The sequence below is a fragment of the Burkholderia sp. Bp9031 genome, assembly GCF_003857965.1.
GTDB lineage: Bacteria > Pseudomonadota > Gammaproteobacteria > Burkholderiales > Burkholderiaceae > Burkholderia > Burkholderia ambifaria_A.
Genome location: NZ_QTPW01000008.1, coordinates 64,760 through 77,343, shown reverse-complemented (window position 1 = coordinate 77,343; position 12,584 = coordinate 64,760). Strand labels below are relative to the sequence as shown.

The 12,584-nt window shown below is 67.0% G+C and carries 12 protein-coding genes; 4 read left to right on the top strand and 8 right to left on the bottom strand.

The features are described 5' to 3' along the window. Positions 1-9: 9 nt before the first annotated feature. From DIE15_RS13065 to DIE15_RS13055, 3 genes are all read right to left on the bottom strand, one after another. Positions 10-375, bottom strand: coding sequence for an addiction module antidote protein (locus DIE15_RS13065; RefSeq protein WP_124833448.1), 366 nt, complete (start codon positions 373-375; stop codon positions 10-12). A 2-nt stretch (positions 376-377) separates the two neighbouring features. After that, a complete protein-coding gene (locus tag DIE15_RS13060) occupies positions 378-674 on the bottom strand; it encodes a type II toxin-antitoxin system RelE/ParE family toxin (protein ID WP_185734453.1) in 297 nt (98 codons plus the stop codon). Positions 675-827: 153 nt separating this feature from the next. Then, positions 828-2,288: an efflux transporter outer membrane subunit gene (locus tag DIE15_RS13055; RefSeq protein WP_124833446.1), complete on the bottom strand. Its 1,461-nt coding sequence runs from the start codon at positions 2,286-2,288 to the stop codon at positions 828-830. A gap of 77 nt (positions 2,289-2,365) precedes the next feature. On the opposite strand from DIE15_RS13055, the gene DIE15_RS13050 reads away from it, so the two are divergent. The 4 genes from DIE15_RS13050 (at position 2,366) to DIE15_RS13035 (ending at position 8,151) form a co-directional block, all read left to right on the top strand. After that, positions 2,366-2,983: a TetR/AcrR family transcriptional regulator gene (locus tag DIE15_RS13050; RefSeq protein ID WP_124833445.1), complete on the top strand. Its 618-nt coding sequence runs from the start codon at positions 2,366-2,368 to the stop codon at positions 2,981-2,983. 82 nt (positions 2,984-3,065) lie between these two features. Further along, positions 3,066-4,175: an efflux RND transporter periplasmic adaptor subunit gene (locus DIE15_RS13045; protein WP_124833444.1), complete on the top strand. Its 1,110-nt coding sequence runs from the start codon at positions 3,066-3,068 to the stop codon at positions 4,173-4,175. Next, complete coding sequence (locus DIE15_RS13040) at positions 4,172-7,309, top strand: efflux RND transporter permease subunit (RefSeq protein ID WP_124833443.1); 3,138 nt, start codon at positions 4,172-4,174, stop codon at positions 7,307-7,309. Before DIE15_RS13045 ends, DIE15_RS13040 begins: the two co-directional genes overlap by 4 nt. A 35-nt stretch (positions 7,310-7,344) precedes the next feature. After that, positions 7,345-8,151, top strand: coding sequence for an oxidoreductase (locus DIE15_RS13035; protein WP_124833442.1), 807 nt, complete (start codon positions 7,345-7,347; stop codon positions 8,149-8,151). 122 nt (positions 8,152-8,273) lie between these two features. Here DIE15_RS13035 and DIE15_RS13030 read toward each other — a convergent pair whose 3' ends face one another. The 5 genes from DIE15_RS13030 to DIE15_RS13010 all read right to left on the bottom strand — a co-directional run bounded on the left by DIE15_RS13030 (position 8,274) and on the right by DIE15_RS13010 (position 12,468). Continuing rightward, complete coding sequence (locus DIE15_RS13030) at positions 8,274-8,666, bottom strand: RidA family protein (RefSeq protein ID WP_124833441.1); 393 nt, start codon at positions 8,664-8,666, stop codon at positions 8,274-8,276. 123 nt (positions 8,667-8,789) lie between these two features. Further along, positions 8,790-9,566 (bottom strand): benzoate diol dehydrogenase BenD, encoded by a 777-nt coding sequence (gene benD, locus DIE15_RS13025; protein WP_057927020.1) that lies wholly within the window; start codon positions 9,564-9,566, stop codon positions 8,790-8,792. After that, a complete protein-coding gene (gene benC, locus DIE15_RS13020; RefSeq protein ID WP_124833440.1) occupies positions 9,563-10,585 on the bottom strand; it encodes a benzoate 1,2-dioxygenase electron transfer component BenC in 1,023 nt (340 codons plus the stop codon). The genes benD and benC overlap by 4 nt, the downstream gene beginning before the upstream one ends. A gap of 39 nt (positions 10,586-10,624) precedes the next feature. Then, positions 10,625-11,113: a benzoate 1,2-dioxygenase small subunit gene (gene benB / locus DIE15_RS13015; RefSeq protein WP_057927022.1), complete on the bottom strand. Its 489-nt coding sequence runs from the start codon at positions 11,111-11,113 to the stop codon at positions 10,625-10,627. Next, positions 11,110-12,468, bottom strand: coding sequence for a Rieske 2Fe-2S domain-containing protein (locus tag DIE15_RS13010; RefSeq protein ID WP_124833439.1), 1,359 nt, complete (start codon positions 12,466-12,468; stop codon positions 11,110-11,112). The genes benB and DIE15_RS13010 overlap by 4 nt, the downstream gene beginning before the upstream one ends. Positions 12,469-12,584: the final 116 nt, after the last annotated feature.

The following is a 12,584-nucleotide window of genomic DNA, read 5'->3' as shown; positions in this document are numbered from 1 at the left end:
CTGACGGCATCATCCATGGGCCGCCGCACGTGCGTGCGAACGCGAGCGCGGGGCCGGTTTGGGCGCCGGAGCCAATTCGGCCGCGGGCGTGGTCGGTGCAACGGTCAGATGCAATCCCAGCGCTGCGACGACCTTCATCACCGTCGCAAACTCCGCGTTCCCGCCTTCCGACAGCGCACGGTAGAGCGCTTCACGCTTGACGCCGGACTCGCGCGCCAACGCGGTCATGCCACGCGCTTTCGCGACGTTCCCGAGCGCGGCCTGGATCAGTCGAGGATCCCCGTCTTCGAACGCCTGTGCCAGGTAGTGACGAATCGCTTCGTCATCCTTCAGGTACTTCGAGCCATCGAATTCGGCCAGTTCGCTGATTTTCATATTCAATCCTCCAGTTCGGCGGCGATTTGCTTCGCCGTCTTGATATCCTTCTTCTGCGTCGACTTGTCCCCGCCACACAACACCACGACGATTATCTTTCCGCGCCGCACGAAGTAGGCCCGATACCCCGGCCCTACATCGATCTTCATTTCGTTGACGCCGTCGCCGATCGCCCGCCACTGGCCAAGGTTGCCGAGCTTTGCCCGCTCGAGGCGCAGGTTGATCGCGGCGCTCCCGACCGGGTCGCGAAGGCCGTCGAGCCATTTGTCGAATTGGGGGGTGGTCAGGACTCTGAACATCGAGCGATTGTAACCCATAGGGGACAATTTCGCTATCGCTCCGCCCTGCTCGTCGGAGCCGCAGGCGCTGCGGGCGCACCTGAAGCAAGGCGCTCGACGCCATCTGCATTCGGCGTGCGTCGGGCCCGACCGATCAGCGGTTCCACGACACCGCTACCGACTCGCGACGGCCTCGGCTTCCGGTGCCTGCCATCCGCCGCCGAGCGCCTTGAACGCGGCGACCGCCGCGCGTGCGAATTCGGTTTGCGCATGCACGCGTTGGTCGGACGCGCGCAGCAGGTTTTCGTCGGCCTGCAGCACCTCGATCAGGCTGACGACGCCTTTCTGGTACGCCGCGAACGACGCAGCTCTCGCCCGGCCCAGCGAATCCACGCCGCCGGCGAGAACGGCCGCCTGCTCGTCGCGCTTGACGAGCGCCGAGAACGCGTTTTCGACGTCCTCGGTCGCGTGCAGCGCCGCAAGCCGATACGCGGCCAGCATTTCGGCATCCTGCCCTTTGGCCTGCGCGATCTGCGCATTGATCCGGCCGAAGTCGAACAGGCGCCAGCGCAGGCCGAGCACGCCCGCCGCCTGGTTGGCGCCGCCGGTAAACAGGTTGCCCGCGCCCATCGTCGTCGCGCTACCGATCAATCCGCTCAACGAGAACTTCGGGTAATACTCGGCGATGGCCACGCCGATGCGCGCGTTCGCCGCCGCCACGCGCCGCTCGGCCACGATCAGGTCGGGCCGCCGCCTCAGCAGTTCACCGGGCGTTCCCGTCGCCGCGATGCGCGGCGCAACCGGCACGTCGCCGCCGTCGAGCAATTCCGCCCGATGCGTGCCGGGCTGCGAACCGAGCATCACGTCGAGCGCGTTCATCGCCGTGTCCAGCGCCGCTTCGAGCACCGGCACCGTGGCGCGAACCTGCGCGAGCGCGCCTTCGGCCTGCCTGACCTGAAGCTCCGCCGCGAGCCCCTTGCCATACAGCAGATTGATGGTGGACAGCAGATCCTGCTCGGTCTGCACCTGGTGCCGCGCGACCTTCAGCCGGCCCTGCAACCCGCGAATCGTGATGTAGATGTCCGCGGTTTGCGCGGCGACGGCAAGGCGCGTCGCCACCGCACCGGCTTCCGACGCCTGATAGTCGGCGAGCGCCGCTTCGCGGCCGCGGCGCAACCCGCCGAACACGTCCAGCTCCCAGCTCGCGTTGAAGTCGGCCTCATAGTCGCTGCCGTGACGGTCGAAACCCGGCGCTGAGTTCAGCACGCGTCCCAACGGCGTTTCGACCGACTGGTAGACGCGCGCCGCCTGGCCGGTCACATTGCCCGAAGGCAGCAGCGCCGCATTCGCCGCCCCCACCGCCGCGCGCGCCTGCGCGACGCGTGCCGCGGCCTGCACGAGATCGAGGTTCTGCGCCAGAGCCAGCGTGACGTAGCGCGTCAGTTGCGGATCGCCGAACCCCGTCCACCACGTCGCGAGGTCGGCATCGGCGGCCGCGTGCCGCTGGTCCATGGCGGCCTGGCCCAGGAACCGCTGCGGCATCGCGACGTCCGGGCGCATGTAGTCGGGACCGACGACGCAACCCGCCAACAGGACGGCAACAAGAACCGCGGCAACGACGGGTTTGGGTAGCATGACGGTTTTTCGCAAGAATTCGATAGTGACTATAATACCAAATAGTCACTCGTTGTCCATCCTGTCGGCTGCAGCCCATGAAAAAAACCGCTTCCTCCCCGGCCCCCGCGCGGGGGCCGGCCGACCATGACGTCCGGGACCAGATCGTCGTTGCCGCCACCGAGCATTTCAGCCGGTACGGCTATGAGAAAACGACCGTGTCCGATCTCGCGAAGGCGATCGGCTTCTCGAAGGCCTATATCTACAAGTTCTTCGAATCGAAACAGGCGATCGGCGAAATGATCTGCGCGAACTGCCTGCACGAGATCGAAACCGAGGTGCGCGCGGCCGTTGCCGAGGCCGAACTGCCCACCGAAAAGCTGCGGCGGATGTTCAAGGTCTTTACCGAAGCGAGCCTGCGGCTGTTCTTCCGCGACCGCAAGCTGTACGACATCGCCGCCTCGGCCGCCACCGGGAACTGGCAGTCGGTGCAGGCCTACGAAGGGCGCGTGCAGAAACTGCTGCAGGACGTGCTTCAGGCAGGCCGGCAGAACGGCGAGTTCGAGCGCAAGACGCCACTGGACGAAACCGCGATGGCGATCTACCTGGTGATGCGCCCGTACCTGAATCCGCTGCTGCTGCAATACAACCTCGACACGACCGACGCCGCGCCCGCCCAGTTGTCGAACCTCGTTCTGCGCAGCCTGGCTCCGTGATACGTCACCGTTTGTGACCATTGACTATTTTAGTCACTAGATCCACAATGAAAGCCCCGAACACTTCGTCATTGGGTCTTTCATGGTCAGGCGTCGCCTCGCTCACCTCGCAGTCGCTTCCGCACTGCCGCTCGCGCTAGCCGCGTGCAGCGGAAAAGCGCCTTCCGATCCGCGCACGGAAGCGCCGCTCGTGCGTACCGCCCTCGTGCAGGCGGCCGTTCCCGCGTCCCGCGCGTTTACCGGCACCGTCGCGGCCCGCGTGCAGAGCGACCTCGGCTTCCGGGTGTCCGGCAAGGTGCAGGAGCGGCTCGTCGACGCCGGTCAAACCGTCAGGCGCGGCCAGCCGCTGATGCGGCTCGACCCCGTCGACCTGAAGCTCGCGGCGCGCGCACGCGACGAAGCCGTGGCCGCCGCGCGGGCCCGCGCGCGGCAGACCGCCGAGGATGAAGCCCGCTACCGCGACCTGCGCGGCACCGGAGCGATATCGGCATCGGCCTATGACCAGATCAAGGCGGCGGCCGATGCCGCCAAGGCGCAACTGAGCGCCGCCGAGGCCGACGCGAACGTGTCGCGCAATGCGACGGGCTATGCGGAACTCGTCGCGGACGGCGACGGCGTCGTGATGGAAACCCTCGCCGAGCCCGGTCAGGTGGTCAGCGCCGGCCAGCCGGTGGTGCGGCTCGCGCACGCCGGCAGCCGCGAGGCCGTGATCCAGCTGCCCGAAACCCTGCGCCCGGCGATCGGGTCGAGCGCGCAGGCCGAGCTGTTCGGCAAGCAGGACGCGAGCGTTCCCGCGACGCTGCGCCAGCTCTCCGATACTGCGGATGCCAGAACGCGCACGTTCGAAGCGCGCTATGTGCTGCAGGGTGCGTTGGCCAGCGCACCGCTGGGTGCGACCGTGACGATCCGGATCGCGGACGGCACGCCGCAAGCCGGCCTGCAGGTGCCGATCGGCGCGCTGCTCGATGCAGGCAAGGGGCCCGGCGTGTGGGTCGTCGCCGGCGATCCGGCCAAGGTGGCGTGGCGGCCGGTCACGCTCGCGCATCTGGACGACGACAACGCCCGCGTGTCCGGCACGCTGAAGCAAGGCGAGCGCGTCGTCGCACTCGGCGCCCACTTGCTGCGCGAAGGCGAAACGGTCCGCGTGTCGCCGCAGGCCATCGCGCTCGCAAGCGAAGGAGCACGGCCGTGAGCGAACGCCGCTTCAACCTGTCGGCGCTCGCCGTGCGCGAACGCGCGGTCACGCTGTTCCTGATCTGCCTGATTTCGCTCGCCGGGCTCGTGTCGTTCTTCAAGCTCGGCCGCGCGGAAGATCCGGCGTTCACGGTCAAGGTGATGACCATCGTCACCGCCTGGCCGGGCGCGACCGCGCAGGAAATGCACGACCAGGTCGCCGAAAAGATCGAAAAGCGCATGCAGGAGCTGCGCTGGTACGACCGCAGCGAAACCTACACGCGCCCCGGCCTGGCGTTCACGACGCTGACGTTGCTCGACAGCACGCCGCCGTCCGAGGTGCAGGAGCAGTTCTATCAGGCGCGCAAGAAAATCGGCGACGTGGCGAACGATCTGCCGGCCGGCGTGATCGGGCCGATGGTCAACGACGAATACGCGGACGTCACGTTTGCGCTGTTCGCGCTGAAGGCCAAGGGCGAACCGCAGCGCCTGCTGGTGCGCGATGCGGAGACACAGCGTCAGCGCCTGCTGCATGTGCCGGGCGTGAAGAAGGTCGACATCATCGGCGAACAGGCGGAGCGCATCTACGTGCAGCTGTCGCACGACCGGCTCGCGACGCTCGGCGTGAGCCCGCAGGACGTGTTCGCCGCGCTCAACGGACAAAACGCGCTGACGCCGGCCGGCTCCGTCGAGACGCGCGGGCCGGAGATCTTCATTCGCATGGACGGCGCATTCGACAAGCTGCAGAAGATTCGCGACACGCCGATCGTCGCGCAGGGCCGCACGCTGAAACTGTCGGACATCGCCACCGTCGAGCGCGGTTACGAAGACCCGTCGACGTTCATGATCCGCAGCAACGGCGAACCCGCGCTGCTGCTGGGTGTCGTGATGCGCGACGGCTGGAACGGGCTCGACCTCGGCCGTGCGCTGGACCGGGAAGTCGGCGCAATCAACGCGGAGCTGCCGCTCGGCATGAGCCTGACCAAGGTCACCGACCAGTCCGTGAACATCAGCTCGTCCGTCGACGAGTTCATGGTCAAGTTCTTCGCCGCGCTGCTCGTCGTGATGCTGGTGAGCTTCGTCAGCATGGGCTGGCGCGTGGGGCTCGTCGTTGCTGCGGCCGTGCCGCTCACGCTCGCGATCGTGTTCGTCGTGATGGCCGCGACCGGCAAGAACTTCGACCGCATTACCCTCGGCTCGCTGATCCTCGCGCTCGGCCTGCTCGTCGACGACGCGATCATCGCGATCGAAATGATGGTCGTGAAAATGGAGGAAGGCTACGACCGCGTGGCCGCATCGGCTTACGCGTGGAGCCATACGGCCGCGCCGATGCTGGCCGGCACCCTGGTGACCGCGGTCGGCTTCATGCCGAACGGCTTCGCGCGCTCTACCGCGGGCGAATACACGAGCAACATGTTCTGGATCGTGGGGATCGCGCTGATCGCATCGTGGGTCGTCGCAGTGGCCTTCACGCCCTACCTCGGCGTGAAGATGCTGCCGGACTTCAGGAAGTTCGAAGGCGGTCACGATGCGATCTACGACACGCCCCGCTACAACCGCTTCCGGCAATTGCTGACGCGCGTGATCGCCCGCAAATGGCTCGTCGCTGGTTCGGTCATCGCGCTGTTCGTGTTCGCGATTCTCGGCATGGCGATCGTCAAGAAGCAGTTTTTCCCCATCTCCGATCGCCCCGAGGTACTGATCGAGGTGCAGATGCCGTACGGCACGTCGATTTCGCAAACGAGCGCCGCCACCTCGAAGGTCGAAGCGTGGCTCGCGAAGCAGAAGGAAGCGAGGATCGTCACCGCGTACGTCGGCCAGGGCGCGCCGCGCTTTTTCCTGGCGATGGGGCCCGAGCTGCCCGACCCGTCGTTCGCGAAGATCGTGATCCGCACGGACAGTCAGGACGAGCGTGATGCATTGAAGGCACGACTGCGGAAAGCCATCGCCGACGGCCTCGCGCCCGAAGCACGCGTGCGCGTGACGCACCTCGTGTTCGGTCCGTATTCGCCGTTCCCGGTGGCCTACCGGATCACGGGCCCCGATCCGGACACGCTGCGCGGCATCGCGGCCAACGTCGAGCGCGTGATGGCCGGCAGCCCGATGATGCGCACGGTCAATGCCGACTGGGGCACGCGCGCGCCGACGCTGCACTTCACGTTGCAGCAGGATCGCCTGCAGGCAGTCGGCTTGACGTCGGGCGCGGTCGCGCAGCAGCTGCAGTTTCTGCTCACGGGGGTGCCCGTCACGGCGGTGCGCGAGGATATTCGAACCGTACAGGTGATCGCGCGTTCGGGCGGCGCTACGCGGCTCGACCCGGCGCGGCTCGACGACTTCACGCTCGTCGGCGCGAACGGCCAGCGCATTCCGCTGTCGCAGGTCGGCAAGGTCGACGTGCGAATGGAGGAGCCGATCATGCGCTGGCGCGATCGCGTGCCGACCGTCACGGTGCGCGGCGACATCGCCGATGACTTGCAGCCGCCTGACGTATCGGCCGCCATCACGAAGGCGCTGCAACCGATCGTCGACAAGCTGCCGAGCGGTTATCGGATCGAGCAGGCCGGCTCCATCGAGGAATCGGGCAAGGCGACGACGGCGATGCTGCCGCTGTTCCCGATCATGCTGGCGATCACGCTCGTCATCATCATCTTCCAGGTGCGCTCGATCTCCGCGATGGTGATGGTGTTCCTGACGAGCCCGCTCGGGTTGATCGGCGTGGTGCCGACGCTGATCCTGTTCGGGCAGCCGTTCGGCATCAACGCGCTGGTCGGGCTGATTGCGCTGTCGGGGATCCTGATGCGCAACACGCTGATCCTGATCGGGCAGATCCATCAGAACGAACACGCGGGGCTGGACCCGTTCCATGCGGTCGTCGAAGCGACCGTGCAGCGGGCCCGCCCGGTCATCCTGACCGCGATGGCCGCCGTGCTCGCGTTCATTCCGCTCACCCATTCGGTGTTCTGGGGAACGCTCGCGTACACGCTGATCGGCGGCACGTTCGCCGGCACGGTCCTCACGCTGGTGTTCCTGCCGGCGATGTATGCAATCTGGTATCGAATCCGGCCCGGCCATGCCGCCGGTTCGCGCCGCGGCGGGCACGAGGCGTCGCCTGCCGCACCTACACTTGCACCCGCGCTCGACGCGCGCGATTGATACCCACCCCGTTCATCGTATCGAAGGAAACAGCCATGTCGAACCCCACCGTTGTCGTCGTGACCGGCGTGTCGTCGGGCATCGGGCGCGCCGCCGCCGAGAAGTTCGCCAAGCGCGGGTGCCGCGTGTTCGGCACCGTGCGCAGTATCGCGCGCACGGCGCCCGTCGCCGGTGTCGAGCTGATCGAGATGGACGTTCGCGACGATGCGTCCATTCGATCCGGAATCCATACGATCGTCGAGCGCGCCGCGCGTATCGACGTGCTCGTCAACAATGCCGGCGCGAGCCTGATCGGCGCGGTGGAAGAAACCTCGGTGGACGAAGCGGCGGCCTTGTTCGACAGCAACGTCTTCAGCATCGTGCGCACGGTGCAGGCGGTGCTGCCTCATATGCGGAAACAACGCGGCGGACGCATCGTCAATGTCAGTTCGGTGCTTGGGTTTTTGCCGGCGCCGTACATGGGTCTCTATTCGGCGTCGAAGCATGCGGTCGAGGGGCTGACCGAAACGCTCGATCACGAGGTGCGCCAGTTCGGCATCCGCGCTACGCTGGTCGAACCGTCGTTTACGCGGACCAACCTGGACGTCAATGCGCCGCACGCGAGCGCGAGGATCGCCGACTACGATCGCGAGCGCGCGGCGGCATCGCAGGCCGTCGCCAACGGCGTGAAAGCCGCGCCCGCACCCGACGGCGTGGCGGCCACCATCGTCGAGGCGGCGCTGGGCACCTGGCGGATGCGCCGCACGCCGACCGGCGAGGCGTCGCTTTTGCGCACGTTGCGGCGCTTCATGCCGGCCGGCCCGGTCGATTCGAGCCTGCGGAAAAAATTCCGGCTCGCGTAACGCGGCGGGGCGGTGACACGACTTCGAACCACGCGTGCGTCATCGGAACCGGCGGCATCGGCGTAACGCCTCAGGTACCGCATTCCGCCCGCATCGCCCGTCGCGATGCGGAGCGATCACCGTCACAGCACCGCCACCGCCTTGATCTCGACGATATAGCCGGGCGAGCCGCCGAGCATGTGCGCGCCGACCGCGGTCCACGCGGGCCGCGGATGCGCATGCAAATAGCGATCGCGCACCTGCATGAACAGCGGCAGGTCGCGCATGTCGGTATGGAAGGTCGTCAGGTCGACGACGTCGCCGAGCGAAGCGCCGCCCGCCTCCAGCACGCGCTTCAGGTTCTCGAACGCCTGCACGATCTGCGCTTCGCGGTCTTCCACCAGTTGCATCGCCGCGTCGCGGCCGATCTGGCCGGACACGTAGACGGTATCGCCGACCTTGATCGCCGGCGCATAGCCGATTTTTTCGTACACGGCTTCCATGCCGGCCGGGATGATCGCTTCGCGTTTGCGCATGAGTGTCTCCATGGCCGGGCGCGCGGCGCCGGCCGATCATGTTCATGTGATTGTCGAATGGCGCGCACGCGCGGCTGCGGCGCGTGCACGCCCGAGGCATCAGGTTCGGCGAGCCGCCGCGGCTCAACCCGTATCGCCGCCCGCGACCGGCAGCACCGTGCCGGTGATGTAGCTCGCCTCGTCCGACGCGAGGAACAGGATCGGCGCGATCTGCTCGTCGAGGCTGCCGTAGCGCTTGAAGAACGTCGAGTCGGTCACCTGCCGCACCGCTTCGGCCATCCACGCCTGTTCCTGCGCGTTGTCGCCGGCCGCATTGCGCGGCACGCGGCGCGGCGGCGCCGTGGTGCCGCCCGGCGCGGTCGCGACCACGCGGATGTTGTGCTCCGCGTATTCCATCGCGAGTGCCGCCGTCAGCGCATTGACACCGCCTTTCGCGGCCGAGTACGGCACGCGGCGAATCCCGCGCGTCGCGTTCGACGACACGTTGACGATCGTGCCGCCGCCCGCGGCCAGCAGGTGCGGCAGCACCGCGTGGCAGCTGTAGAGTGTAGGCATCAGCGAGCGGCGGATTTCCGCGTCGATCTGCGCGGGCTCGAACTCGGCGAACGGCCGCATCCGGATCGCGCCGCCGACGCCGTTGATCAGCACGTCGATCCGACCGAACGTCGCGACCGCGCACGCCATCGCCGCATGCGCGCCGTCGTAGGTCTCGAGATCGGCGACGAAGCCGGCCGTGTTGCCGCCCGGCGCTTCGGCGGCCACCTCGGCCACGAACTCCGCGCGATCGACCAACAGCACCTTGCCGCCCTCGGCCGCCGCGCGCAGCGCGACGCCGCGTCCGATGCCCTGCGCCGCGCCGGTGACGACGACCACCTTTCCGGAGAATCGTTGCATGGTCATGCCGCCTTTGCCGTCACGTTCGGCGTGAACTTCTCGTAGTGGAAGCTGTTGGGCTTCACGCCTTGATCGTCGAAGTACTGGCGCACCGCGTCGACCATCGGCGGCGGGCCGCACAGATAGACGTCCACGTCGCCGTCGTTCAGCGCATCGGCCGGAATGTGCTGCGTGACCCAGCCCTTGCGCGCGTGGCTCGACGCAGCATCGGCGACCACCGTCGCGTAGCTGAAGTTCGGCAGCTTCGCCGCAACCGCTTCGATCGCGTCGACCAGCACCAGGTCGAGATCGCGCGTCACGCCGTAGATCAGGTGCACCTTCTGCTGCGAGCCGCTGCGCGCGAGCACCTCCAGCATCGACAGGAACGGCGCGAGGCCCGTGCCGCCCGCGAGGAACAGCAGCGGCCGCGCCACGTCGCGCAGGTAGAAGCTGCCGAGCGGCCCGTTCAGCTCGAGGGTGTCGCCGGGTTTCGCCGATTCGAGCCACGTGCTCATCACGCCGCCCGGGATCTTCTTGATCAGGAAGCCGACCTTCGTGTCGCCCGGCGCGGACGAGAACGAGTACGACCGGTGCTGGCCGCTGCCCGGCACGCCGATGTTCACGTACTGGCCCGGCAGGAACGCCGGCGCGGCCGCGTCGACGTCGAGTTCGAGCACGATCGCCGCGTCGTTGTGCTGCTCGACCTTCGTCACGGTCGCGGCGAATGCGCTGTGGCCGGTCTTGCACGCGACCGACGACGTCGGCACCGCGATCACGCAATCGCTTTGCGGCACCATCTGGCACGTCAGCACGAGGCCGCCGTCCTTCTCGTCCTCGGTGAGCGCGTCGTCGATGTAGTCGTCGCCGAGGTCGTAGCTGCCGCTTTCCGCGCGGCACTTGCAGGTGCCGCACACGCCGTCGGAACAGTCCATCGGCAGGTTGATCTTCGCGCGAAACGCGGCGTCGAGCACCTTCTCGCCGGCCTTGCAGTCGATGAAGCGGGTGACCCCGTCCTCGAAGTTCAGTGCAATCTTGTAGGTGGACATGACCTCGTCTCCCTGTGTTACGTGTCGAAACAATCGGCGTCAGACGTGGTACACGTCGAGCACCTGCCGGATGTAGTCGTTCTTCAGCACGATCTTCTTGTTCGAAATCAGCAGCGCGTCGCCCACCTGGCGCAGCGTGACGAACATCGTGCCGAAGTAGTGATCGGTCACGCGGTAGCGATGGTTGAGCGTGTCGAAGTTGTAGCGCACGTCCACCTCGCCTTCGCGCTCGGCCAGCACCTCGACGTTCGTCACGTTGTGGCTGGTGCGCGGCTCGGGCGTCGACGCACCGCTGCGCTCGGTCTTGATCCGGAACACGCGATCCTCGAGGCCGCCGCGATCCGGGTAGTACATCAGCGAGATCTGGCTTTGCGGATCGTCGGTCGGCCGGTCGTCGTCGTCCCACGCGGGCATCCAGTACGTGACGTCCTCCGTGTAGCAGGTCAGCCACGCGTCCCACTCGCGATCGTCGAGCAGGCGCGCTTCGCGATACAGCGCCGCGCAAATGGTCCGGTAATCGATGTTCATGCCTCCACCTCCCCGCGTTCCTTCTTCAGCGCATCGCGCATCACGTGCACCCAGTGTTCGTGCTGGCACACGAACAGCCCTTCGTCCTCGCTGCGCTCGCCCGAAATGCGCGGGTTCAGCCCCATCTTTTTCGCGTTCTCGTCCGGCCCGTCGATCCACAGCGGCGCGCCGCGCGACAAGTCGTTCCACATCGCCGTGATGCCCGCGTAGCCGGCCTGGCATGCGCGGAATTCCTCGAGGTCGTCGGCCGTGCCCATCCCGGTCACGTTGAAGAAATCCTCGTACTGGCGAATGCGCGTCGTGCGGTCGGCTTCGCTCTCGCCCTTCGGCGCGAAGCAGAAGATGCTGACTTCGGTCTTGTCGACGCCGAGCGGGCGCACCACGCGGATCTGCGTGCTGAACTGGTCCATCAGGAACACGTTCGGGTACACGCACAGGTTGCGGGTCTGGTTCACGATGAAGTCGGCCTGCACGTCGCCGACGCGCGCCTTGATCTCGTCGCGGTGCTGGTACACGGGCCGCACTTCCGGGTTCATCGTCTGGGTCCACAGCAGGATGTGGCCGTTGTCGAAGCCGTACACGCCCGCGACCGACTTGCTCCAGCTGTTCGCGTCGACGGCCTTGGTGCCGTCCTCCTTGCGGCGGCCCATCGTCGCCGCGTAGTTCCAGTGCACGGTGCTCACGTGATAGCCGTCGCAGCCGTTCTCCATCTGCATCTTCCAGTTGCCTTCGTAGATGTAGGAGGAATTGCCGCGCAGCACTTCGAGGCCGTTCGGCGCCTGGTCGACGATCTGGTCGATGATCACGCGCGCCTCGCCGAGGTAGTCCTCGAGCGGCAGCACGTCGTCGCTCAGGCTGCCGAACAGGAAGCCGCGATAGTTCTGGAAGCGCGCGACCTTCTTCAGGTCGTGCGAGCCGTGCGTGTTGAACTGCACCGGATACTCGGTCGTCTTCTCGTCCTTCACCTTCAGCAGCTTGCCGGTGTTCGAGAAGGTCCAGCCGTGGAACGGGCACGTGAAGCTGCCCTTGTTGCCGTGCTTGCGGCGGCACAGCATCGCGCCCTTGTGCGCGCATGCATTGATCACGGCGTGCAGCTCGCCGGTCTTGTCGCGCGTGATGACGACCGGCTGGCGGCCGATCCACGTCGTGTAGTAATCGTTGTTGTTCGGGATCTGGCTCTCGTGCGCGAGGTACACCCAGTTGCGCTCGAAGATGTGCTTCATCTCGAGCTCGTACAGCGCCTCGTTCGTGAAGATGTCGCGGCGGCAGCGGAAGACGCCGGCCTCCTTGTCGTCCTGCACCGCGGTGGCGAGCAGGTGGTCCAGTTCGGTGGTGGGGTCGATCGTGGCGGACATGTTGGTTCCTCCTGTGCGCGTGCCGGGTCCTGCAAGCACGCTCGCATCGGTATCGATTGAATCTCGCGGGGACCCGGCCGGCGGCGGCGCAGGCGCGCCGCCGCGCCGTCGGGTGG

Excerpts from the sequence above, each read along its gene's own strand:
- benD (WP_057927020.1), bottom strand. The coding sequence starts at position 9,566 with ATGACCATGCAACGATTCTCCGGAAAGGTGGTCGTCGTCACCGGCGCG.
- DIE15_RS13055 (WP_124833446.1), bottom strand. The coding sequence starts at position 2,288 with ATGCTACCCAAACCCGTCGTTGCCGCGGTTCTTGTTGCCGTCCTGTTG.
- DIE15_RS13065 (WP_124833448.1), bottom strand. The coding sequence starts at position 375 with ATGAAAATCAGCGAACTGGCCGAATTCGATGGCTCGAAGTACCTGAAG.
- DIE15_RS13030 (WP_124833441.1), bottom strand. The coding sequence starts at position 8,666 with ATGCGCAAACGCGAAGCGATCATCCCGGCCGGCATGGAAGCCGTGTAC.
- benC (WP_124833440.1), bottom strand. The coding sequence starts at position 10,585 with ATGTCCACCTACAAGATTGCACTGAACTTCGAGGACGGGGTCACCCGC.
- DIE15_RS13010 (WP_124833439.1), bottom strand. The coding sequence starts at position 12,468 with ATGTCCGCCACGATCGACCCCACCACCGAACTGGACCACCTGCTCGCC.
- DIE15_RS13045 (WP_124833444.1), top strand. The coding sequence starts at position 3,066 with ATGGTCAGGCGTCGCCTCGCTCACCTCGCAGTCGCTTCCGCACTGCCG.
- benB (WP_057927022.1), bottom strand. The coding sequence starts at position 11,113 with ATGAACATCGATTACCGGACCATTTGCGCGGCGCTGTATCGCGAAGCG.
- DIE15_RS13060 (WP_185734453.1), bottom strand. The coding sequence starts at position 674 with ATGTTCAGAGTCCTGACCACCCCCCAATTCGACAAATGGCTCGACGGC.
- DIE15_RS13035 (WP_124833442.1), top strand. The coding sequence starts at position 7,345 with ATGTCGAACCCCACCGTTGTCGTCGTGACCGGCGTGTCGTCGGGCATC.
- DIE15_RS13050 (WP_124833445.1), top strand. The coding sequence starts at position 2,366 with ATGAAAAAAACCGCTTCCTCCCCGGCCCCCGCGCGGGGGCCGGCCGAC.